Raw genomic sequence first — 20,577 nt, forward strand, 5'->3', positions numbered from 1 at the left:
GGCCGACAGTTCTCCATCCGCCAAATCGCAATTGGGGTTGCAGGCGCCCAGACAACAGCCGGGCCGATAAAGTCACACGCCATCGTTGCGAAACTACACAAACATCATCACGATGATCGCTCCGATAACTATCAGGACAAGCCCACCGATAAGCATCGGCAGCAGAGTGTTGTCCGGGTCGATATCAGAATCAATGTCCTTTGTGACCTGTTGATCATTCTTCTTTGGTTCAGCCATGGCCCATCTCACATCCGAGCAAAAACAGCGCGCGTCGAAGCCGCGCAACATTATACGGTCTTGCGTGTCGCCCCGGTGCGAACGGGTGGTATCTGACCGCCGAGGAAGTCTTCGGGCATCAGTGTGATGTCGGCGAGCGTGTAGCGGTCAAGGACGTTCAGGAAGGAGGCTGTCGCTTCGTCAAACATGCCTGAAAGCTTGCAGGAGGCGGTTAGCACACACCGGTTTCCGGTCGCGAAACATTCGACCAGCGCGAAATCCGGCTCGGTTAACCGCACGACATCGCCAATCCGGATCATCTCAGGCCGGCGCCCGAGAATGAGACCACCGGAACGGCCGCGGATTGCCTTCATATAGCCGCCACGGGTCAGGGTGTTGGCGACCTTGTTCAGATGCGTCTTCGACACGTTGAAGGTGCGGGCAACCTCCTCGATCGTTATAAGCCGGCTACCGGCGGCGGCAGTGTACATCAGCATCCGCAATGCATAATCCGAAAAGCTGGTCAGCCGCATGAATCACGGCTTCCTGTCGATCGCTGTGCATTGTAGGAACCACTCACAAACCGGTCGTGCATCACAAGTCTCTCTCGACGATAGGTTCGATGCCGATCGTGGTCTCGCCGCGGTTGAAGGCGATCGCGAGACGGAAACTGTGAGCAATTCGCAGCGCGCGATCCATAAAAAGCGTCGCCACCTCGGCCGGGCAAATGCGACGCACCGTTGTCCGAAACAATATTAGCCAGCGACGGAAATGCGCCGCGCCGAGGCCAGCTATGACCAGGTGCGGCGGCAGTGGCCTGCCGTCGTATCGGGATGTCCGAAGTAGAGTAGCGGACCAGAAGTCACACATCTTCGCCAGATGCTGCGGCCATTTATCTGGCTCGATCCGATCGTGGAAAATGGGACCGAGAAGGTCATCACGGCGAATTTCGTCATAAAACCCGTGGACTACACCGCGGATCATTGCCTCGTCGAGTATGTTGGGCAATGGCACGCCGTCGACCACGATTGTTCTCTTGCTTCGACCGTTCGCGGTCATTCCGAAGCTCCTGTTTTCTCCGATGCAAGCTGGCTGAAGCCTTGGTTCGCTCTTCGATGTGATCCTCTATATAAGATATATTATCAATCTATCTTATTGCGTGGCAAGACGCCGTGATGCCGCACCAGAAATGGGTCTGTCCGACCAAGCGGCGAATGACGAGCCCTTAATCCTAGGCATTTCCGAACTGCCTGGACATCACCCCAGGCCCGAGGCCGGAAGTATCTAAATTGGCGGGGAATTCCCGATGTGGCTCAGTTTCGAGAGTCGCCAACGCCTCATCAGATGACCGTGCCAGCCGGAGTCGCTCCCGAACCTGAAGTGCGATCTACGACAACGGCAAATCCTTCACGACGGAAATCCTGGCGTCCTCAATTCGCACTCCACTCCATGTCAAACAGGCGGCGATCGCAGGCGCGGATGTCGCGACCGTACCACCAGCGATACTCAGAAACCTCGCCAGACATCCACTCACCGACAAGGGCCTCAAGTCGTTTCTTGCCGACTGGGGAAAGACTGGGCAGGCGATCTTGTAGTTGTGCGCAGTGGAATCGCGGAGGGAAAGCCATCATGAAAACTGCACTCAACTATCGATTAAATTCGTTTGCATGATGTCCGCGAGAGCGGGAGACTGCGGTCTGAGCCACTCAGCCCAGTACATGACGCAGTCGGAATGTCGGCGCGGATAATGCTGAGAATCTGAAGGCGCACTAGCCAGGCAGAAGGTACCCCGAAGCAGTGTGCCGCTTCGCCGCACGAGCGGTTTTGACACGGATCGCCAAGGACGAGAATATGGCTGAAGCTGATACCAAATCAAACGGACCGGATCTGGTCCAGGGGATCGCGCTGTCCGACCTTCTCGATGGCGGAAAGCTTGTCGGCCATTGCGGCGACGAGCAGGTGTTGCTGGTGCGCCGCGGGGCCGAGATCTTCGCCATCGGCGCGACATGCACACATTACGGCGGGCCGCTCGGTGACGGTCTTGTGGTGTCGGATTCCATTCGATGTCCGTGGCACCACGCTTGCTTCGATCTGCGCACAGGCGAAGCCTTGCGAGCGCCTGCCTTCAATCCACTCGCTTGCTGGTCGGTGGAACAGCGCGATGGGCGGATATTCGTGGGCGAGAAACTCAAACGGACGGCGCCGAAGCCGCGCGGCGGAAGCGCGGGCGGGGTCCCCGAGAAAGTCGTCATTGTCGGCGGCGGCGCGGCCGGTTTCGCGGCGGCCGAAATGCTGCGGCGAGAGCAGTACCAGGGCAGCATCGTCATGATCAGCGACGACCATGCGCCGCCCGTCGACCGGCCGAATCTCTCCAAGGACTACCTCGCAGGGAAGGCCCCGGAGGATTGGATTCCGCTGCGCGGCCAGAAATTCTATTCAAAAAACAACATCGACCTGCGTCTCGATACGAAGGCCGTCGATATCGACCTGCGTTCTCGCGAGGTCATTCTGGCTGATGGAAGCAGGAGTCCTTACGATAGACTGCTACTTGCCACGGGGGCCGAACCGGTGCGCCTCTCCATCCCCGGCGCGGATCAGCCACATGTTCACACGCTGCGCTCGTTTGCAGATTGCAAGGTGATCATCGAGCGAGCCACGACTGCGCGCCGCGCCATTGTGCTTGGCGCCAGTTTCATTGGCTTGGAAGTTGCCGCAGCGCTGCGCGCGCGCAATATCGACGTTCATGTCGTGGCGCCGGATAAACGACCCATGGAACGGGTCCTCGGTCCGCAAATGGGTGACTTCATCCGCGCACTCCATGAGGAACATGGAGTCGTGTTCCATCTCGAGGACACCGCGAGCAGCATCGACGGCAACAAAGTGAAACTAAGCAGTGGCAACATGTTGACGGCGGATTTCGTCGTCGCCGGCGTCGGCGTGCGTCCGCGGACCGGGCTTGCCGAAAGGGCGGGGCTCACTCTTGACCGCGGCGTCGCCGTAAATGCCTTTCTGGAGACGAGCGCACCGGACATATTCGCGGCCGGCGACATTGCGCGGTGGCCGGATCCTCACACTGGCGAGAACATTCGGGTCGAGCATTGGGTGGTTGCAGAGAGGCAGGGGCAAACCGCGGCCCTGAACATGCTCGGCCATCGCGAGAAATTCGCGGCCGTGCCGTTCTTCTGGAGCCAGCACTACGACGTTCCCATCAACTATGTCGGCCATGCCGGGCAATGGGACGAGATTGCTGTCGATGGAGACATCGGTGCCAGGGACTGCCTGCTGCGCTTCAAGCGCGAAGGGCGCACGCTGGCTGTCGCTTCGATCTTCCGTGACATCGAAAGTCTAGGGGCGGAGATGGAAATGGAGCGCCAAATGGCAAGGTAGCAAGCGCTCTTGGGCACCGCGATCCATAGACAGTGCAACCCGTATGGCGCAGCGGTGCGTCGCTGTGACTGAAAGGAGTTCGACTTATGTCCACAATGCAACAGGAACCGAGCACCACCAACGGATTGGACGCCGTTCATTCAAAGATCGTCAAGTTCGCTACCGGTGTGGCCAGGGAAGCGTCCGATGAGGCGCCGACCTCGGTCGAAATCTTTTCGGACAGGGGCCGCTGGTACTGCAGGGTCCGTCGCGGCGATGAAAAGACTCGGCCAATGGGTCCTTATTCCAAACAACAGGCTGAGCGGATCCAAGAGGCTCGGAGACTGTTGATTGCCAAAAGAGGCACCGTTCGGATCATGTTCGAGTAGGGAGGACATTCACGATCACGTCGGCCGGCGTACTTCTCACCACAACCATCGTTCCGTTCATCATCGACTTTTTTGAAACTGTGCAGGTAGACCTCCGGCATTGAGGGTTGTCGCGTTGTGAAGCCGCGTTGCGCGGCAGGGTGTCTGTTGACGTTTTCCCCTTGGCCAAGCCGGCATCGTTGCAGCGTCGCCCGAGGGCGCCTCTTCTGGCAATTTTCATCGTTCCACCCACCTGGTAGCCTGATCCTCCAGGCAGGACGGCCTGTCTTCGTCGCCTCGACCAACCAGGAAATTTCCGCAACAAGGTTCTTGTCGGATGGAGGATACGCGTGAAGCGAAGCGTCCGGTTACCGATGCCATGCCATTTTTGCAAATGGCTCAGGGGGTTGGTGCAATCACGATCGAGGATGCCGCGACCGATGAAACCTGGAACAGCCTGAACAATATCGTCGCCTTCCTTTCGAGCCACGGCGTAAGGGCGAAGGCTGACGTGTTTCCGGAAAGATCTGATGGTGGATCAATCGCTGATGTGGCCGATGCGATGCATGCGGATCTGACCATATCCGGCGCCTGAGGCCACAGCAGGTTCAGGGAGTGGATCTTTGGCGGTGCTACCCGCTCGCGGCTTGAGAATGATCGACTGAACCGGTCATGCCGATTTGATCGTGATACACAAGTCGTGGATGCACATTGTCAAAAGCTGGAAATTCTGCGCGGCTTGAGCGCTCCGGGTTGACCGCCCATCTATAGTGACAAGGCTGTCAGGCAGGCATCGGGTGAGTATGCACTCGTTACTCGCCTTCCGTGGCGATCAACATCCAATTGCGCTTTGTTGACTGGGTGTCACAGGCGAACGTCCACGTATCGATCACCTCAACGATCTGCTGGGGATCGCCGGCGACGATTGCATCGTTGGCCGAGCGTGTAACGCTGACCACGTCGGAAACGAAGCGAACGGCAATCTCAGCGGTGCCGTTCTCCGCAAGAGCGTCGACGACCTTTGCTTCCTTCGTGCCAATGAAGGTGAGTTGCAGCATCTCCCCCCGATCCCGGCGGCCGGCAATCGCTCGTCCGAAGATATCGAGCACTTCCGGCCCGACGAGACGCTTCAACGTTGGGATGTCGCTGTCCGCATACGCGCGCAGGATAGCTTCATAAGCCATATTGGCACCGGTCAGAAACGCGGCAAGGTCGAAAGTTGGGTCGATCTCTCGGATCGCATCCAAGCGTGTGTCCGTATAGGATATATCGTCGATACTGCCGGTTCGCTGCTCTCTCGGCGCATCGTCCTGCTTGGCCTTGTCGTTGCCCGAGCGCGGCAGAGTTTGGCCCCAACTGCCCAGCAATGCCCAATAAAACGCTATGATCGCCACGAGCAGGATCTGGTTGTTTGGATCTGTGGTTTCGTTCATGACGTTCTCCCGACAGAATGTCGAAGCAGGCGCCGGTTCGGAACCGGAGCTGAATTTCAGGCAACGCGCGGCAGCTTCTCCCATTGATGGAAGGGCGGCGGCGATGGCAGTTGCCATTCCAGCGTGGTCGCCCCTTCGCCCCAAGGATTGGCGCTTGCTGGGCGTCTGCGGCTGAAGGCCTCGGCAACCGCGATGAAGAAAACGACGAGCCCGGCCGTTGAGATGTAGGAACCGATCGACGAGACGAAATTCCAGCCGGCAAAAGCATCGGGATAGTCGGCGTAACGTCGCGGCATGCCGGCCATGCCCAGAAAATGCTGCGGGAAAAAGACGAGGTTGACGCCGATGAACATCAGCCAGAAATGCAGCTTGCCGAGCGTTTCGCTGTACATGTAGCCGGTCATCTTCGGGAACCAGTAGTAGAAGCCGGCAAAGATCGCGAAGACCGCCCCCAAAGACAGCACATAGTGGAAGTGAGCGATCACGAAATAAGTGTCGTGGTACACGCGGTCGATACCGGGGTTCGCAACCATGATGCCAGTGACGCCACCAATGGTGAACAGCAAGACGAAGCCGAGAGCCCACATCATGGGTGTCTTGAACTCTATCGATCCTCCCCACATGGTCGCCAGCCACGAAAACACCTTCACGCCGGTTGGAACGGCGATGACCATCGATGCGAAGGCGAAGTAGCGCTGCGTGTCGACCGACAGGCCGGTCGTATACATATGATGTGCCCAGACGACAAAGCCGATCGCGCCGATTGCCACCATTGCATAGGCCATGCCGAGATAGCCGAAGATCGGCTTCTTGGCGAAGGTCGAGATGACGTGGCTGATGATGCCGAAGCCAGGCAGGATCATGATGTAGACTTCGGGATGGCCGAAGAACCAGAACAGATGCTGGTAGAGGATCGGATCACCGCCGCCGGACGGCGAAAAGAAGGTCGTCCCGAAATTGCGATCGGTCAACAGCATGGTGACCGCGCCGGCGAGCACCGGCAGCGACATGAGAAGCATGAAGGCGGTGACCAGCATCGACCAGGCGAACAGAGGCATCTTGTGCATGGTCATGCCGGGTGCGCGCATGTTGAAGATGGTCGTGATGAAGTTGATCGCGCCGAGGATCGAGGAGGCCCCCGAAAGGTGGATAGACAGAATAACGAGGTCGACGGCGGGACCTGGCTGGCCATCCGTCGAATAAGGCGGATAGAGCGTCCAGCCGCCGCCATGGCCGAGCGTACCGGGCGCTCCCGGAACGAACATCGAGGTGATGAAGAGGATGAATGACACCACCAGCAGCCAGAACGAGATGTTGTTCAAGCGGGGGAAAGCCATGTCGGGTGCGCCAATCATGATCGGCACCATCCAGTTGCCGAAGCCACCAATCAGCGCCGGCATGAGCACGAAAAAGATCATGACCAGCCCATGGGCACTGACGACGACATTGTAGACGCCCGGATCGCCAAATATCTGCAAACCCGGTTCCTGCAACTCCATGCGGATCAACACGGAAAGCGCCGTACCGAAGACGCCTGCCATGATCGAGAACAGCAGGTAAAGCGTCCCGATATCCTTGTGGTTGGTCGAGAACAGCCATCGGACGAGAAACCGGGGCTTGTGATCATCCAAGGTCGAGGCTGGATTGGACATGATGTGCTTCCTGCTCTCCTCTTCCGGCAGGCAAGACGGCCTCAACCATGGACGGCACCTGCGATCCGCCGTCACACGGGGCTAGGTCTTGCCTGCGCTCTTTCATTCATCCGTGACGATCGCATCCATCGGAATGTCGTGCGGCTGCGGATAGATGGTTCGGATCCTGCTACGGGCGTAACCGACGCCGACGACGAGAGGCCGCCTGGGCGCCGCGGCCAGGGTCCGGTCGAAGAAGCCGCCGCCATAACCCAGGCGATAGTTAGCGTCGTCGAAACCGACAACGGGCGCGATGACCACATCCGGTTGGACGGCAGGTCCATGAGAGGGGACAAGAATATTCCAGACTCCGCGTTCGAGCGGGTCTCCCGGCCCCCAGATGCGAAACTCCAGCGGCCAGCCTTTCTTGATGACGACTGGAAGCGCAATCCGCCCGCCGCGCTCGATCACCTTTATCGCCCAGTTGCGGAGGTCGGGCTCACCGCGGAACGGCCAATAGCCGCTGACGATCCGCCCGCTCACCCGACCGACGGCCAGGTCGAGAACGGAAGCGATGCGTAAAGACCTCGCATTGCGTTCCTCGGCGTCGATCGCGAGACGCTCATCGATTAGACGCTTGCGTTCCGCCTTGCGCCATCGACAGACATCGGGCCATGCGTCCTGAACGGCCGGCTCAGTGCCGTACCCCGGGACAAGCTCATCCATAAAGCATGGTGGAGAGGCGTATTCTCTCGTCTCCGGACATACATCCTCCCGATCAGACATCGCACGCTCCATATCCGTTACAGCGGAGACCCTCGCCTACGTGGACGTTGCGCTGCGTAAAACAGGAAGGCAAACGGAATTAAATGCTGTATTGATGCAAGATTATTGCACTAATCGGGAACCAGCATGGACATCGACCGCGCGCGCACGTTTTTGGAAATCGTCCATTCCGGCAGCTTTCTGAGAGCTGCCGACCGACTCCACGTCACCCAGACCACTGTCAGCGCGCGGATACGCACGTTGGAGGAAGAGCTCGGACGTCAGCTCTTTGTCCGCAATCGCAATGGTGCGCAGTTGACGCAGGCGGGCCGGGAGTTCGAGCGGTTCGCGCAATCATTCGTGCAAATCTGGGAACGAGCACGCCACCAGCTCGCCATCCCATCGGGACGGACAAGCGTCGTTGCCCTGGGCGGGGAGCTCAGCCTGTGGAACCCGCTACTGCTCGATTGGCTGGTCTGGATGAAGAAGGCCAGGCCGGAAATCGCCATCCAAGCCCAGGTCGGCGTGCCGGACCAGCTCCTCGAGCAGCTCAGGACTGGCGTTCTCGACATCGCGGTGCTCTATGCGCCGAAGCTGCTGCCAGGCTTCAGGGTGGAGCTCCTCGTGGAGGAGCAGCTCGTCTTGGTTCGGAGCACGGACAGGGACTCAGAGTTGGACGCCTCAAGGGACTATGTCTATGTCGATTGGGGGCCGCTGTTTGCGGCCCAACATGGCGCCAGTTCCTCTGCCTTCGGGGAGCCGGGATTGATGGTCGGCCTTGGTCCGCTTGGGCTGAGCTACATCCTGCGCGCCGGCGGAATGGGCTATTTCCGTAGGGGCGCGGCAGCGCCCCATATCGAGGCCGGGCAGTTGGAGGTCGTGGAGGGCGCGCCGGAATTCACCTATCCGGCCTATGCAGTCTATCCGGATGCAAGCGCGTCGCGAACCGACGTACAGGAGGCGCTACGTGGATTGAAGCAGGTGGTGAAATGACCGCGTTCTGTCAGTTCCAAATCACTGATCACGCGGCCGGAAAGAAATCCACCGCCATGGATTGATCGAACATGCCTTATCCGTTCCACACCATCGGTCACTCGACCCGGTCGATCGCCGAATTCGTCGCCCTGTTGCGGGTTGGCGAGATTACCCTCGTGGTCGACATAAGGACCATCCGGCGATCGCGGGCGAATCCGCAATTCAACAGCGAAACGCTGCCGGACAGCCTTGCGGATTTCGCGATCGGATATGAGCATATTGCCGAGCTTGGCGGCCTGCGCGGCAAGGCGCACCCCATTCCACCGACGCTCAATGCATTCTGGATCAACCAGAGTTTTCACAACTACGCCGACTACGCGCTGTCGGCGGAGTTTCATGGCGGCCTGGAGCGGCTTGTGTCCCTTGGCAGGCAGCAGCGGTGCGCCATCATGTGCTCGGAAACGCTTTGGTGGCGTTGCCACAGAAGAATCGTCGCGGACTATCTGATCAGTCGTGGCGAGTCTGTTTTTCATCTGATGGGCCATGACAAGGTCGAGCCTGCGAAGCTCACCGACGGTGTGGAGGCAAGGCTCGACGGAACGCTTGTCTACCCGCCTTCCCCGCGTTCTGGGTAGTCGAGGCCTCAGGCGGCCGACGGCCCCGGGTCGTCAAACCCGTCGTTGAAAGCCGCCATGGCCCTGTTTTCCGCGTTGGGTTGTGACTCATCAGAGTGAGGGGCGACGCGCAAAACCGGTCCGTTCGGTCGCCACGGGTCCGGCGCTGCATCCCCCGCCAGCTCCAATCTCTCCCGCCTTGCCGCTTCCGGCTGGTAGACCACTTCATGCACAGTCAGCGTTTCATGGCCGCCCTGCGCGGTCGGAATGGACATGGACTGACCTTCGGCCAGACCAAGCAGCGCCAGGCCGCGCGGGTTGGTGATCGGCAAAAGCATGCCAACCAGACCGCGCATCTCGTCATGTGCGACGATGCGGGTCTCGGCAGGGCCGTCGTTTACACGATAGGTCACTCGGGTGCTGAGCGTCACGACCGTTGGCGGAATGTCTTCTCGAAACATCACAATTGCGCTCGAAATCTTCCGTTGAAGGACAACGGACAAGGCATCGCCGCGGGGATGGCGCTCTTGCATCACTTCAAGAATCGTGAAGTCCTTGGTGGTCAGTTGGCAGCTATCGATAGTGGGCATGGTGCGTCTCCAAGACGGACCCGTGAAAGGGTTCCGGCGTCAAGCATTTGATCGGATGTGGAAGCTACCCCTGTGCCGGACCAGAACAGGCCGGCGCAGGGGTCACACTCCCGCGATCAGGCTGCCTGCGTGATTGAGGAGACGGGTGGAAACGCCCATGTCTAGGCGTCTGCCGGGATCGCCGAAGACGCTGGTGCGCGCCGATCGACTGCATCGCCTTCCGCAGCGGGTTGGCCTACGGCAAGCACCGACAGTTTGTGCCGGCGCCCATCGCGCGCTGTCCACATGATCGACTGTCCGGCCGAGAGGCCGATCAGGGCCGTGCCGATCGGCGTGAGGACTGAAACCTTGCCTTCGGAGATATCCGCGTCGCCAGGAAAAACCAGCGTGACTGTCTTGGCATTGCCAGTATCGGGCTTGAATGTCACCGTCGAACCCATCTGGACGGTGCCGGCGGAGACCGAACCATCGGCGACTATACGTGCCCGCTCGAGTTCGGCGAGCAGTTCATCGGAGGCCTCCGGATTGCGCGCGGCCACGGTGCTCGCAACCGCCGACAGACGCGCATGGTCTGACTGTGAGATGCGGATGTTCGGCTTGCGCCGCGTTTTCGTGTTGTCTTGCATTTGAATACTCGTGCTTCCGCTCGGACCAGCCGCCACGGAGGGTGCCGGAATCGGGCCAATTCGTGAAAATCTCGATGGAACGCCGATGCTCCGGAGGCTTGAGGCCCTGCGGAACCATCCCATGTGTGGGCAAACACACCGCCCCTCGGCTCGGGGCGCGCATGGCAGCCGAGCCGGGGGCTACATTCCCGCTATGGGGCAAACCCGGAAAAGAAAATCGCGACGAATTCTGACTGCGGCGTTCATAGGACCATAGTTGGTGAAGCAATCCGGGAAGTCAAGTCAGCCACCTCGGTGCAGTTTGGCGGGTATCAATCCTAAACTAGTCAGAGCGGGCGCCAAGCAACGTTCTTATCACCAGCTCTCTTCCGGCCCGGTTTATCCCGGTCCCGCTGGGTCTTTCTTCAGCCAGCCCGAGAAAGACAAGACGTTCGGCCAAGGCTTTCGATAGAGATGGGTAGGGTCCGCGGTTCATTCGCTTGAGTGCCGTCTGCTCCTCCTTGGTGAGATCGTCCCAGATAACTGTCATGAGAGCCATCTCCCTTGTGTGCACTATCAAGCCGATGCCGATCCTGGATTGTCCAGCGACGGGCTGCGACCATGAATTCATTGGGCCCCGAAGGTCTTGCTTATGGAACGGCATCTGTTCCGACAATGCCGCCTTCATTCTCCAGAACGCCGATCCGCTTGACTTCCGAGCGGTTGAGCTTCAGGCGAACGCCAATACCGCCGCCGTTCTCGGCAATGAAAACGGCGCCGGCGCTTTCAAGCGCGGTTTGCAGCGTGTCGCAGATATCTCGGTCAGGAAGGTTGATCCGGCGCTCGAATTCTTCGATGACCAGCGCATCCACGCCTGAATTGCCGGCGAGCTTTTCACGGGTCCATTCGACCAGTGCGCGAGCGGCACGGCATTGAGCACCAGTGATCATCCTCAAAATCTCCTTCTGGATCGCTTTGGGAGCGAATTGCCGCCTGCTGAAACCCAGGACGCTGGGAGTGCGACGGCCGCGTCCGTAAAAAATGCATATCGAATCCGAAAAGGAAAGGGTTGCGCCCCTCACCGCGATCGAATCATGATGCAAAATAATTGTGCTGAAGCGGCAATAAATTTCGTTTGTCTTGCAGATAAGGATGAGTGAAGCTCGTGCGTAGCGAAACGACAGATTGGGTGCCAGCCAGCAGGTCTCAACGCTAGGGGACTGTTTGGCGATATCGCGCGAAGGGCACCTTGGGCTCGGCAATGACAATAATGGACAGGCTTGAACACGATTTCGGCAGGATCCTTTCTGGCCCGGACATTCGGCGTCATGTCGTCGGTCGAATGGTATCTGCCAATCGCCCTGACGCAGATGACGGCATCCCAATCGTACCCGTGGATGACAATGCTCTCAAAACCCGGCTGCGCGAGGAACTGCTCCTGCAAGCACGGACCCGGCTGCCGATCACCTATGCAAGACTGGCCAAGAGCATGGTTGGTTCGCAAGCAACAGGCGTGATCCAGGGTGCACTCGAACAACTGATGGACGACGATGCGGACGAAGGCCTGCCATTGCTTGCGGCCGTTGCCGTGAACGCGCTCGATCCTGGTTTGCCCGCTCCCTGGTTCTTCCACAAAGCCGAGGACATGGGGCTGTTCGCTGGCGATCCGGCCGATCTGGAAGCGTACGCTTTCCATGCAAGGGAGTTTTGTCGCGCGATCCATCTCCATGCTGGCAACGGGCAAGGCTCTGGAACGACCTTGCCGCCGGTACTGCCGCCTGCAGGCCGGTGAAGGAGAACGAAATGCTGATCGCCAAGGACGTCATGACGTCGCCGGCCATCGCGGTAGGGCCTGACAGTACGGTGGACGAGGTCGCCGATATTCTTCTGTCGCACGGGATCAGCGCCGTGCCGGTGATCGATCGAGGTGCGCTGCTGGGCATCGTCAGTGAAGGAGACCTGATCCGCCGGGCGGAGATCGGAACAGCACCGCAGGGTCGTTCCTGGTGGCTTCATTTATTCACCAACAACGCGGTTCAGGCGGAAGACTATGTCAAATCTCATTCCGATCATGTGATCGACGTCATGACACAGCAGGTTGCGACGGTGGTCGAGAGTACGCCAGTCGCCGAGATCGCAATCCTGCTTGAGCACAATCGGATCAAGCGTGTCCCAGTGCTGCGCGACGGGCAGGTGGTTGGGATCGTCAGTCGCGCTAATCTGGTGCGAGCGCTGGTCATTGCCAGGAAAGGGTGGCGCGCTCCGGCCTTGCATGACGACAGCAGCATCAGGATGGAGATTGTCGATGCCTTGCGATCCGAATCGTGGCCCTCGACTTCGGACGTGATCGTGAACAACGGCGTGGTCACCCTGTGGGGAACGTATCTGTCGGAGCAGGAGCGGAAAGCCTCGATCGTCCTGGCTGAAAACACCGCTGGCGTGCGGGCTATCGATGACCATCGCATTCCCTTCGATATGACCTACGGCTTGGTCTGAAGGCCACCGAATGACATTCGTGGTCACCGACAATTGCATCAAATGCAAATACATGGACTGCGTGGAAGTCTGCCCGGTGGACTGCTTCTACGAAGGCGAGAACATGCTCGTCATCCATCCCGATGAATGCATCGACTGCGGCGTCTGCGAGCCGGAATGCCCGGCGAAGGCCATTTTTCCCGATACCGAGCCTGGTCTCGACGATTGGCTCGCGCTGAACGCCGAGTATGCGTTTGTGTGGCCCAATATTGCGATCAAGCGCGATCCACCCGCCGACGCCAAGGCGTTCGACGGCGAAGCGGACAAGCTCGCGAAATATTTTTCGCCGGAACCTGGGTCGGGTGACTGATCAAAATGAACGCATGTGCGCACCAGCCGTCGCCACTTTATCTGGGCATTGACACTGGCGGCACGTACACCGATGCCGTGCTGTGGTCGGAATCCACAGGCATCGTGGCCAAGGCCAAGTCGCTGACCACGCGACACGATCTTGCCGAGGGCATCGCCGGCGCCGCAGACGCTGTTTTGTCCGAGGCAGTCATCGAGCCCAGCGCGATCGAGCTCGTCTCGATGTCGACCACGCTGGCCACCAACGCCCTCGTCGAAGGGCAGGGCGGGCGGGTCGCGCTGGTGATGATCGGCTTCACTGAAGCCGACCTTGCCCGGAACGGATTGTCAAAAGCCCTCGGCTCCGATCCCGTGATCTTTTGCCCGGGCGGACATGACGTCCACGGAGATCCGCGTGAGCTGGTGCTCGACGCTCTCGTGGCTGCGCTGCCGTTTCTCGCCGACACAGTTTCAGGCGTCGCCGTGGCCTCCTATTTTGCCGTTCGCAATCCCGAACACGAAATCGCGGTACGTGACGTCATCCGCGAGCGCACCGGGCTCCCGGTGACCTGTTCGCATGAATTGTCGTCGAAACTCGGCGGCCCGCGTCGGGCGCTGACCACGCTTCTCAACGCCCGGTTGATCTCGATGATCGATCGCCTTGTCGACGCCACCGAGAGCTTTCTGGCAAGACGCGGGATCGTCGCTCCGCTCATGGTCGTGCGCGGCGACGGCGCGCTCATTACCGCAGAATTCGCCCGCGCTCGGCCAATCGAGACCATTCTGTCAGGACCAGCGGCAAGCCTGGTGGGGGCGCGGTACATGACCGGCATCGATGATGCGGTGGTGTCCGACATCGGCGGCACCACCACCGACATCGCAGTTCTGGACGGCGGCCGCCTGCGGCTCGATCCGGAAGGCGCCACCGTCGGCGGAATGCGAACCATGGTGGAAGCCGTCGCCATGCGCACCTTTGGCCTTGGTGGGGATTCGGAAGTTTCGCTTCATGAGCAGTCGTTGGCTTCGACGATCGTGCTCGGGCCCCGGCGGCTGGTACCGCTCGCGCTCGCTGCGGTGAAACATGGCGATGCCATATACCAAGGTCTCAAGCGGCAATTGCTCAGTCCCAACACCAGCCGGCTGGACGGCCGCTTCGCATTGCGCACAGGTGTGCCCGAACGTCTAGCCGCAGGCCTGACGGTTACCGAGACGCGGCTCTATGCTGACATTTCGGCAATTCCCGCCGCGCTCGACCGGTTGCTCGTATCGACGTCACAGGTCGCGACGCTCAATCGCCTCGTCGCACGTGGCCTGGTGCATATCGTCGGCTTCACGCCATCCGATGCAGCCCATGTGCTCGGCCGGCAAGGGAACTGGGATCCTGTCGCGGCTCGACTGGGCGCCGAATTGTTCTCACGCAAGCGCGACGGCCAGGGGCATCGTGTCGCCAAAGGCGCAGAAGCGTTTTCCGAGATGGTTCTTGCCGCCGTCACCCGGCGTTCTGCCGAAGTAATTCTTGAATCGGTATTTGCCGAGGACGGGCTGGAGGGCGGCGTCTCCGTTGCCAACCCGCTGGTTCAGCGGGCGGTTGGCGGGCGAGGCGGCATGGCGCGGCTGTCGATCGCGCTCGACCGGCCGGTGATCGGCCTCGGGGCGTCGGCTTCGCTGCACTTTGCCGGGCTGCCGCAATTGATCGGCAATGAATGCAGCATTGCCGAACACGCCGATGTCGCAAATGCGTTGGGCGCCGTGGTTGGGCAGGTGCGAATGTCAGCGGAAGCGCGTGTCAGCCAACCGGAGATCGGGCTTTTCCGTCTCAATTCCGGCGAGCGGCTGGACGACTATGACACCGAGGACGAGGCGATGGCCGCAGCCGAAGCCCACATTCGAGTCTTGGCGGCAGGTCTTGCCGAGCGCGCCGGGGCCGATCAGGCTCGGATCGAGATCGCACGCGACATAAGAGTTGCTACAATCGAAGGCGAGCGCAGTTTCGTGGAAGCCATCGTCGTCGCGACAGCCACCGGGCGGCCACGAATCGCGTCGTGACATGCACGCGTTGTTGTGAGTGAAGCGTTGTCGGGTGACAATGCTCTGACAGTATTTTTTCCTGAGGCGGCGATCGCCTCGTCGAGATCGCGACCTTGCCAATGTTCGTCCGCAGCCGTCCGTTCCGCACCTGCTGGACGATCTCGCTCAACTGGCCACGACCGGACTCGACGACGAAATCGACCGCCAACCCATCCGCGGGCTGCGCCTCGGCTGGTCCGACGACGGTCACCAGCATACCTCGCCCCGGATCAGGGCTGCAGACCGCTTCTGGATGTCGCCACCGATGACGTCGAACACCAGATCGATGCTGCCTATGTCTTATCTCTCACGCGAATTGGTCATCGGTTCGGTGCCTTCCACGACAATATCGGTATTGAATTGCTTTGTGATTTGCACGGCCGCGGTGTGCGCCTGCAGTTACAAGTCTATCGACACCGCTCCCATGGGATGTGTGCAGCAGGCGAGCACATATCCGGCGTCCTTCTCCTGTGCGCTGAGTCCGCCGAAATCAGCCATTTCCACGTCGCCGCTGACCTTCAGCACACGACAGGTCCCACAAATCCCTTGCTGGCAAGCGCTTGGCAGGTACAGACCAACGCTCCGAGCGATTTCGAGCAGGGTCTGTGTCGAACGGCATTGGTGGGTGACACCTGTGCGAGCAAAACGCACGGAAGCGGCCTGGGCTGTTTGCAACACCGGTGCAGGCTTCAGCAGGCCGCCAAAGCTCTCCTCATGGTACCGACCAGGATCCAAGCCGATGCTGTTGAGGGCGTTCCGGACTGCGTTCATGTAAGGCTCGGGCCCACAGGCATAAACGGTGCGCTCCCTAATGTCGGGAGCAAACTTCAGCAACATGGACTCACCAACCAATCCAGTTGGACCGGCCCAATTATGCACAGCTTCGGCGCAGACGACATGGACGTGAAAATTGCGATGGTCCCGTGCCAGGTTGTCAAGCTCGTCACCGAAGATGATGTCCTTCGGCGAGCGTGCGCTATGAATGAAGCAGACATCCTTGTCGGAGCCACTGTCGGCGAGCGTACGCAGCATCGACATCACCGGTGTTATGCCGCTGCCGCCGGAGAGGAAAAGCGGCCGGTCGCTCCGCAGGTCATCCCAGTTGAAGCTGCCGGACGGGCCGTCGATCTCTATTTCGCTTCCCTGTTCGAGATTGTCATGCAGCCAATTGGAAGCGAGGCCGCCGGGGACGCGCTTGACGGTTATCCTGAGGTCTCCCACCCGGGTTGGCGGCGAAGAGATCGAGTAAGTTCGGACGGCCGGAGCGCCGTCGATCACGAGGTTCAGAGTGATAAACTGCCCGGCTTTGAACTGGCCGGCCTGCCCGCGCTTTGGACAAAAGACGAAGGTCTTCACGTCGTGCGTCTCCTGAACGATGCCGCGACAGATCAGCGTGTGACGTCCGCTGACGCGGTCGGATCGGCAGGAGGGAGCGAAAGAAACGAGGGCGTTCATCATCTGGCTCCCATTAAGGGGCCAAGAATGCCAGCAGGCCTACGTTCGATACAGGAGGAACCTCAAGCATCTATGATCGACAATATCGATCAACCTTCCAGCGACATGACCGCAAGATGAAGCGCGCGAATGCCTTTCTTTATGTTTGGCTCATGCCGGCGTCGCGCGAGAATTGCGGTGTAGACGGGCTGATGCAGAGTTGGAGCACCTTCCACAATGTGGGAGGGTTGCTCGGCGGCGAAGCGACGCGCATCGTCGGCGCGCATGTAGCAGGTGCCGCCTGCGCGCCTCAGCATATTGTCGGCCAGCGTTTCGGAGCCCATCGAAAGCCGGCACGCAGTCAGATTTGGCAACGCCTCGGCATGAGCCTTCTCGAGCGCAACGGTGTAACCCGGCCGGATGTAATTGTCCGGGCTTACATCGCTAAGCCGGCGTGCCTTGGTCGAAACCATTGTATATTCCTCGACCATCAGTTGGTCATATGTGATCTCGGGCAGGTAGCGTGGAGCATAAACAACAGCAATATCGAGGTTTCCCAGGCTCAGATCAGATATCATCTGCGGCGAGTAGTCGGATTCGACATGGATCGAGGACCGCGGCAAGACTTGCAGCAGCATTTCCAACCAACCCGGCAGGATCGAGCGGGTCATTCCAACCTGGGCAGCGACCCGAAGGCTGCCTTCGAATCTGTTAAAGGCGCGCACGTCGTGACGGGCCTGGGACCAGGTCGACAGCATTGACCGCGCGTAAACCTCAAACCGCCGCCCTGCCGCGGTCGGCTCGGCACCGGCGCGGCCGCGATGGAAGAGTTCGGACCCCACGGCGGCCTCCAGGTTCTTGACACGAGTGCTGACCGTCGATTGCGTCAGTCCGAGGCGCTCCGCCGACCGGTTGAAGTTTCGCGATTCAATGATGTCGAGAAACGTCTCTATTTGTTCCAACTGCATAGGCGAGCCATCGATTTTTGCGATCGTATCTAGCTGTTCATACGCTTGATCCGTGCACTATCAAAGCGGAAGTTCGGTGCAGAAGCCACGGTCTGTGACGGCCGCATCAAAGGAAGAGGGAAAAATGTTCATAGTCGATTGCGATTGCCACAACTATTGGTCCAACGCGACGGTGCTGGAGCCCTACCTGTCCGGTGTCTGGAAAGACATGTTCATCGAGGGCGAGAAGACCGGCCCGGTCGGCGCTTTTCCGCACGGCCATCGCCCCTGGTTTCATCCGCAGGATTTCTCCCGCAAGGATGTGCGACCGAAGGTGGAGGCGGACAACTACCTGATCATGAAGGAGAAGCACCTCGATAAATACAATGTCGGAGTGGCAATCCTAACTGGCGACGAGCCCATCGAAGCGTCGACACTGGCAAATCCCTATTACGCTAGCGCGCTGGTAAGCGCCTACAACGACTACCAGATCAATGAATGGCTGCCGAAAGACAGCCGCTTCATGGGCTCCATCATCATCGCACCGCAAGACCCGCGCCTTGCGGCGGCGGAGATCCGGCGCCTCGGCGCGCATCCCCGGATGGCGCAAGTTCTGGCCTCCCAAGGCTCTGTGCGGCCGTATGGCGACCCGTTCTATCACCCGATCTTCGAGGCCTGTGCCGAGGTCGGTTTGCCGTTCGCCATACATCTTGGTGGACATGGCGGCATCAACTGGAACGCTGTCGCGCCAGCGCCCACCACTTTCTTCTGGGAGACCCATGCGATCCTGCACATGTCGGCCATGTCGCATGTGGCAAGCATGATTGCCCATGGCGTTTTTGAGAAATGGCCGGACCTCTACTTCGTGATCATCGAGTGCGGCGTCGCCTGGGTCCCGTCGGTCCTGTGGCGCCTGGATGCCGACTACAAAGCACTGCGAAAAGAGACGCCATGGCTGAAAATGCTGCCGTCGGAATATTGCCGGCGTAACATACGTTTCTCCACCCAACCGCTGGAGCAGCCTTCGAATGTCAACCACCTCTGGGCGATCCTGGAGGCCATGGACGGGGAGCACACGCTGCTGTTTGCGTCCGACTACCCCCATTGGGACTACGATGACGTCAACACTTTGCACATCCCGCCGGAATGGCGCCGCAAGGTGCTCGGCCAGAATGCGCTGGACGTTTACAAGCGCATTCCCCGCCCGCAAGCCGCTGCTGCAGCGTGACGACCTGACATGGCTGAGAAGACGTATATTTGTCGCGCCGACGAGATCCAGGTCGGAACGCCGTTCATCGCCAAGGTGCGCAGCCTGTCGATCGGCGTGTTCCGGATCGGCGATAGTTTCCATGCGCTGCTGAATGTATGCCCGCATCGAGGGGCCCCCCTTTGTGAGGGACCGCAATGCGGAACGACTGCTCCCGTCGAGCGAGCCGAATTCATCTATCACCGTGAGAATGAAATCGTTCGCTGTGCCTGGCACGGGTGGGAATTCGACATCAGGTCGGGCGCAGCATTGGTCAACCCGTCCGTTCGCGCGAGGACGTTCCCAGTCTCCGTCGAGGCAGGGAGCATATACGTGACGGCCTGAGCATGGAGACACCCTCTGCCTACAGAGCGGGTATCGGAATCTCAACGACCGCCTTATGCGCTTCATCGTTTTTGCTAATGCGGCACAATTTGGGATGGATTGCCTGCACGTTTCGCTAACTTGACCAATAAGCTGAGAAAAACCAGCGCAACTCAACTGGGGAACGATATGAAAAACCGACTTCTTGCACCATCTCTCGGCGTTCTATTGTTGGCGCCGGTATCGTCGGCGTTCGGTGCAGACGTGACTATGCCGGATCCAAACTATGCTACCGCAACGGCGGTCATGAACGTCATCAAGAACGCGGCCGAACAGGAGCTTGGGCTCGACGTTTCCACCGTCACCACCACCGCAGTCCCAGTCATTTGGGAAGCCATGGATCGCAACAAAGGGGAGGTCGACATCTGGCCAGATGTCTGGCTGCCGAACCAGCAGGGCCTGGTAGACAAATATGTCAAAAGCGCCGGCACGGTGAAACTCGCGCAGAACGGCTACGAAGCCAAGCAAGGCTACTGCGTCACCCAGGTCACGATCGACAAATATGGCATCAAGGATGTCGCGGATCTCACCAATCCGGACAACGCCAAGATCTTCGATACCAATGGCGACGGCAAGGGGGAAATCTGGATCGGCGCGTCAGGCTGGCAGTCGACAAACATCGAAAAGGTGCGGGCCCGCGACTATGGATTCGCCGATTTCTTCGATCTCCAGGTGACCGACGAAGCGGTGGCCGCGGCATCGCTCGACCGGGCCGCGAAGGCAGACAAGCCATGGGTCGGCTACTGCTACGGCCCACACCAGAATTTCGCCCGCTACAAGCTTGCCTTTCTCACCGAACCGAAACACGACCCAGCCAAGTTCATGATGCTGCAGCCGAGCGAGGATCCTCAATGGTTCGAAAAATCGAAAGTGTCGTCGGCATATGCTGACACCACCGTGCACATCGCCTATGCTGGTTCGCTGGCCCAGCGGCAACCGGAACTGACCGCCGCTTTGGATCGGATTACTTTCAATCCGGACGACATCAGCAAATGGGCCTATGCAATCATCGTCGACAAGAAGCCGGCAGGCGATGTGGCGAAGGAATGGATCAAAGCCCACCCCGACGACGTGGCGAAGTGGTTCGGTCATTGAAGGCCAGGGCCGGCATTG

General features: G+C 59.6%; 23 protein-coding genes and 2 pseudogenes. 12 read left to right on the top strand and 13 right to left on the bottom strand.

What is annotated here, in order from left to right; genetic code table 11:
* Positions 1 to 93: 93 nt before the first annotated feature.
* The 3 genes from FJ867_RS28840 to FJ867_RS26245 all read right to left on the bottom strand — a co-directional run bounded on the left by FJ867_RS28840 (position 94) and on the right by FJ867_RS26245 (position 1,275).
* On the bottom strand, positions 94 to 237 hold the full coding sequence (locus tag FJ867_RS28840; protein ID WP_181165452.1) for a hypothetical protein: 144 nt from the start codon (positions 235 to 237) through the stop codon (positions 94 to 96).
* Between the two features lie 50 nt (positions 238 to 287).
* Positions 288 to 749 (bottom strand): Rrf2 family transcriptional regulator, encoded by a 462-nt coding sequence (locus FJ867_RS26240; RefSeq protein WP_140518192.1) that lies wholly within the window; start codon positions 747 to 749, stop codon positions 288 to 290.
* A 61-nt stretch (positions 750 to 810) separates the two neighbouring features.
* On the bottom strand, positions 811 to 1,275 hold the full coding sequence (locus tag FJ867_RS26245) for a group III truncated hemoglobin (RefSeq protein WP_140500702.1): 465 nt from the start codon (positions 1,273 to 1,275) through the stop codon (positions 811 to 813).
* A 326-nt stretch (positions 1,276 to 1,601) separates the two neighbouring features.
* Between FJ867_RS26245 and FJ867_RS26250 the strand changes: the two are divergent.
* From FJ867_RS26250 to FJ867_RS26260, 3 genes and pseudogenes are all read left to right on the top strand, one after another.
* Positions 1,602 to 1,811: pseudogene (locus tag FJ867_RS26250) on the top strand (transaldolase family protein); the annotation flags it as partial.
* A gap of 256 nt (positions 1,812 to 2,067) precedes the next feature.
* Positions 2,068 to 3,603, top strand: coding sequence for an FAD-dependent oxidoreductase (locus FJ867_RS26255; RefSeq protein ID WP_140763905.1), 1,536 nt, complete (start codon positions 2,068 to 2,070; stop codon positions 3,601 to 3,603).
* Positions 3,604 to 4,287: 684 nt separating this feature from the next.
* Positions 4,288 to 4,545 (top strand): hypothetical protein, encoded by a 258-nt coding sequence (locus FJ867_RS26260; RefSeq protein ID WP_140633799.1) that lies wholly within the window; start codon positions 4,288 to 4,290, stop codon positions 4,543 to 4,545.
* A 217-nt stretch (positions 4,546 to 4,762) separates the two neighbouring features.
* Here the strand turns inward: FJ867_RS26260 and FJ867_RS26265 are convergent, their stop codons facing one another.
* The 3 genes from FJ867_RS26265 to FJ867_RS26275 form a co-directional block, all read right to left on the bottom strand.
* Positions 4,763 to 5,383 (bottom strand): Tim44/TimA family putative adaptor protein, encoded by a 621-nt coding sequence (locus tag FJ867_RS26265; RefSeq protein ID WP_181168450.1) that lies wholly within the window; start codon positions 5,381 to 5,383, stop codon positions 4,763 to 4,765.
* A 56-nt stretch (positions 5,384 to 5,439) separates the two neighbouring features.
* Complete coding sequence (gene ctaD, locus FJ867_RS26270; protein ID WP_140676804.1) at positions 5,440 to 7,035, bottom strand: cytochrome c oxidase subunit I; 1,596 nt, start codon at positions 7,033 to 7,035, stop codon at positions 5,440 to 5,442.
* 102 nt (positions 7,036 to 7,137) lie between these two features.
* On the bottom strand, positions 7,138 to 7,740 hold the full coding sequence (locus tag FJ867_RS26275; protein WP_246675110.1) for a 5-formyltetrahydrofolate cyclo-ligase: 603 nt from the start codon (positions 7,738 to 7,740) through the stop codon (positions 7,138 to 7,140).
* 186 nt (positions 7,741 to 7,926) lie between these two features.
* Here FJ867_RS26275 and FJ867_RS26280 point away from each other — a divergent pair, with 186 nt between their 5' ends.
* A complete protein-coding gene (locus FJ867_RS26280) occupies positions 7,927 to 8,772 on the top strand; it encodes a LysR family transcriptional regulator (RefSeq protein ID WP_140518333.1) in 846 nt (281 codons plus the stop codon).
* Positions 8,773 to 8,843: 71 nt separating this feature from the next.
* Positions 8,844 to 9,389 (top strand): DUF488 domain-containing protein, encoded by a 546-nt coding sequence (locus FJ867_RS26285; RefSeq protein WP_140525740.1) that lies wholly within the window; start codon positions 8,844 to 8,846, stop codon positions 9,387 to 9,389.
* A gap of 8 nt (positions 9,390 to 9,397) precedes the next feature.
* On the opposite strand, the gene FJ867_RS26290 is transcribed toward FJ867_RS26285, so the two are convergent.
* The 4 genes from FJ867_RS26290 to FJ867_RS26305 form a co-directional block, all read right to left on the bottom strand.
* Positions 9,398 to 9,958: a nucleoside-diphosphate kinase gene (locus FJ867_RS26290; protein ID WP_140818978.1), complete on the bottom strand. Its 561-nt coding sequence runs from the start codon at positions 9,956 to 9,958 to the stop codon at positions 9,398 to 9,400.
* Positions 9,959 to 10,119: 161 nt separating this feature from the next.
* Positions 10,120 to 10,584: a nucleoside diphosphate kinase regulator gene (gene rnk / locus FJ867_RS26295; RefSeq protein ID WP_140560709.1), complete on the bottom strand. Its 465-nt coding sequence runs from the start codon at positions 10,582 to 10,584 to the stop codon at positions 10,120 to 10,122.
* Positions 10,585 to 10,906: 322 nt separating this feature from the next.
* Positions 10,907 to 11,113 (bottom strand): hypothetical protein, encoded by a 207-nt coding sequence (locus FJ867_RS26300; protein WP_140500693.1) that lies wholly within the window; start codon positions 11,111 to 11,113, stop codon positions 10,907 to 10,909.
* A gap of 100 nt (positions 11,114 to 11,213) precedes the next feature.
* A complete protein-coding gene (locus FJ867_RS26305) occupies positions 11,214 to 11,666 on the bottom strand; it encodes a hypothetical protein (RefSeq protein WP_246673078.1) in 453 nt (150 codons plus the stop codon).
* 167 nt (positions 11,667 to 11,833) lie between these two features.
* Between FJ867_RS26305 and FJ867_RS26310 the strand changes: the two genes are divergently transcribed.
* From FJ867_RS26310 to FJ867_RS26325, 4 genes are read left to right on the top strand one after another with little or no spacing between them, the layout of a single operon-like run.
* The gene (locus FJ867_RS26310) at positions 11,834 to 12,355 is read left to right on the top strand and encodes a hypothetical protein (RefSeq protein WP_140525743.1); all 522 of its coding nucleotides are present in this window, start codon (positions 11,834 to 11,836) and stop codon (positions 12,353 to 12,355) included.
* 11 nt (positions 12,356 to 12,366) lie between these two features.
* Entirely contained in the window at positions 12,367 to 13,059 is a 693-nt protein-coding gene (locus FJ867_RS26315; protein WP_210239603.1) for a CBS domain-containing protein, read from the top strand.
* 10 nt (positions 13,060 to 13,069) lie between these two features.
* Positions 13,070 to 13,408: a ferredoxin FdxA gene (gene fdxA / locus FJ867_RS26320; RefSeq protein ID WP_140525745.1), complete on the top strand. Its 339-nt coding sequence runs from the start codon at positions 13,070 to 13,072 to the stop codon at positions 13,406 to 13,408.
* A gap of 5 nt (positions 13,409 to 13,413) precedes the next feature.
* On the top strand, positions 13,414 to 15,432 hold the full coding sequence (locus tag FJ867_RS26325) for a hydantoinase/oxoprolinase family protein (protein WP_140818980.1): 2,019 nt from the start codon (positions 13,414 to 13,416) through the stop codon (positions 15,430 to 15,432).
* Positions 15,433 to 15,500: 68 nt separating this feature from the next.
* Here the strand turns inward: FJ867_RS26325 and FJ867_RS29180 are convergent.
* The 3 genes and pseudogenes from FJ867_RS29180 to FJ867_RS26340 all read right to left on the bottom strand — a co-directional run.
* Positions 15,501 to 15,753: pseudogene (locus tag FJ867_RS29180) on the bottom strand (zinc-binding dehydrogenase); the annotation flags it as partial.
* A 99-nt stretch (positions 15,754 to 15,852) separates the two neighbouring features.
* Positions 15,853 to 16,908: a hybrid-cluster NAD(P)-dependent oxidoreductase gene (locus FJ867_RS26335; RefSeq protein ID WP_181168451.1), complete on the bottom strand. Its 1,056-nt coding sequence runs from the start codon at positions 16,906 to 16,908 to the stop codon at positions 15,853 to 15,855.
* Positions 16,909 to 16,997: 89 nt separating this feature from the next.
* Positions 16,998 to 17,855 carry a LysR family transcriptional regulator gene (locus FJ867_RS26340; protein ID WP_140559947.1) on the bottom strand — a complete coding sequence of 286 codons (858 nt, stop codon included), beginning with the start codon at positions 17,853 to 17,855 and terminating at the stop codon, positions 16,998 to 17,000.
* A gap of 124 nt (positions 17,856 to 17,979) precedes the next feature.
* On the opposite strand from FJ867_RS26340, the gene FJ867_RS26345 reads away from it, so the two are divergent.
* From FJ867_RS26345 to FJ867_RS26355, 3 genes are all read left to right on the top strand, one after another.
* Positions 17,980 to 19,062 (top strand): amidohydrolase family protein, encoded by a 1,083-nt coding sequence (locus FJ867_RS26345; RefSeq protein WP_140558747.1) that lies wholly within the window; start codon positions 17,980 to 17,982, stop codon positions 19,060 to 19,062.
* Positions 19,063 to 19,071: 9 nt separating this feature from the next.
* A complete protein-coding gene (locus FJ867_RS26350) occupies positions 19,072 to 19,425 on the top strand; it encodes a Rieske (2Fe-2S) protein (RefSeq protein WP_140500687.1) in 354 nt (117 codons plus the stop codon).
* 120 nt (positions 19,426 to 19,545) lie between these two features.
* The gene (locus FJ867_RS26355; RefSeq protein ID WP_140818982.1) at positions 19,546 to 20,559 is read left to right on the top strand and encodes a glycine betaine ABC transporter substrate-binding protein; all 1,014 of its coding nucleotides are present in this window, start codon (positions 19,546 to 19,548) and stop codon (positions 20,557 to 20,559) included.
* Positions 20,560 to 20,577: the final 18 nt, after the last annotated feature.

The organism is Mesorhizobium sp. B2-5-3, assembly GCF_006441005.1.
Lineage (GTDB): Bacteria > Pseudomonadota > Alphaproteobacteria > Rhizobiales > Rhizobiaceae > Mesorhizobium.

Excerpts from the sequence above, each read along its gene's own strand:
- FJ867_RS26280 (WP_140518333.1), top strand. The coding sequence starts at position 7,927 with ATGGACATCGACCGCGCGCGCACGTTTTTGGAAATCGTCCATTCCGGC.
- FJ867_RS26300 (WP_140500693.1), bottom strand. The coding sequence starts at position 11,113 with ATGACAGTTATCTGGGACGATCTCACCAAGGAGGAGCAGACGGCACTC.
- FJ867_RS26240 (WP_140518192.1), bottom strand. The coding sequence starts at position 749 with ATGCGGCTGACCAGCTTTTCGGATTATGCATTGCGGATGCTGATGTAC.
- FJ867_RS26255 (WP_140763905.1), top strand. The coding sequence starts at position 2,068 with ATGGCTGAAGCTGATACCAAATCAAACGGACCGGATCTGGTCCAGGGG.
- FJ867_RS26315 (WP_210239603.1), top strand. The coding sequence starts at position 12,367 with ATGCTGATCGCCAAGGACGTCATGACGTCGCCGGCCATCGCGGTAGGG.
- FJ867_RS26350 (WP_140500687.1), top strand. The coding sequence starts at position 19,072 with ATGGCTGAGAAGACGTATATTTGTCGCGCCGACGAGATCCAGGTCGGA.
- FJ867_RS26275 (WP_246675110.1), bottom strand. The coding sequence starts at position 7,740 with ATGGATGAGCTTGTCCCGGGGTACGGCACTGAGCCGGCCGTTCAGGAC.
- FJ867_RS26310 (WP_140525743.1), top strand. The coding sequence starts at position 11,834 with ATGGACAGGCTTGAACACGATTTCGGCAGGATCCTTTCTGGCCCGGAC.
- FJ867_RS26290 (WP_140818978.1), bottom strand. The coding sequence starts at position 9,958 with ATGCCCACTATCGATAGCTGCCAACTGACCACCAAGGACTTCACGATT.
- FJ867_RS26325 (WP_140818980.1), top strand. The coding sequence starts at position 13,414 with ATGAACGCATGTGCGCACCAGCCGTCGCCACTTTATCTGGGCATTGAC.
- FJ867_RS26265 (WP_181168450.1), bottom strand. The coding sequence starts at position 5,383 with ATGAACGAAACCACAGATCCAAACAACCAGATCCTGCTCGTGGCGATC.
- FJ867_RS26245 (WP_140500702.1), bottom strand. The coding sequence starts at position 1,275 with ATGACCGCGAACGGTCGAAGCAAGAGAACAATCGTGGTCGACGGCGTG.
- FJ867_RS26285 (WP_140525740.1), top strand. The coding sequence starts at position 8,844 with ATGCCTTATCCGTTCCACACCATCGGTCACTCGACCCGGTCGATCGCC.
- FJ867_RS26335 (WP_181168451.1), bottom strand. The coding sequence starts at position 16,908 with ATGAACGCCCTCGTTTCTTTCGCTCCCTCCTGCCGATCCGACCGCGTC.
- ctaD (WP_140676804.1), bottom strand. The coding sequence starts at position 7,035 with ATGTCCAATCCAGCCTCGACCTTGGATGATCACAAGCCCCGGTTTCTC.
- FJ867_RS26340 (WP_140559947.1), bottom strand. The coding sequence starts at position 17,855 with ATGCAGTTGGAACAAATAGAGACGTTTCTCGACATCATTGAATCGCGA.
- FJ867_RS26345 (WP_140558747.1), top strand. The coding sequence starts at position 17,980 with ATGTTCATAGTCGATTGCGATTGCCACAACTATTGGTCCAACGCGACG.
- FJ867_RS28840 (WP_181165452.1), bottom strand. The coding sequence starts at position 237 with ATGGCTGAACCAAAGAAGAATGATCAACAGGTCACAAAGGACATTGAT.
- fdxA (WP_140525745.1), top strand. The coding sequence starts at position 13,070 with ATGACATTCGTGGTCACCGACAATTGCATCAAATGCAAATACATGGAC.
- FJ867_RS26260 (WP_140633799.1), top strand. The coding sequence starts at position 4,288 with ATGGAGGATACGCGTGAAGCGAAGCGTCCGGTTACCGATGCCATGCCA.
- rnk (WP_140560709.1), bottom strand. The coding sequence starts at position 10,584 with ATGCAAGACAACACGAAAACGCGGCGCAAGCCGAACATCCGCATCTCA.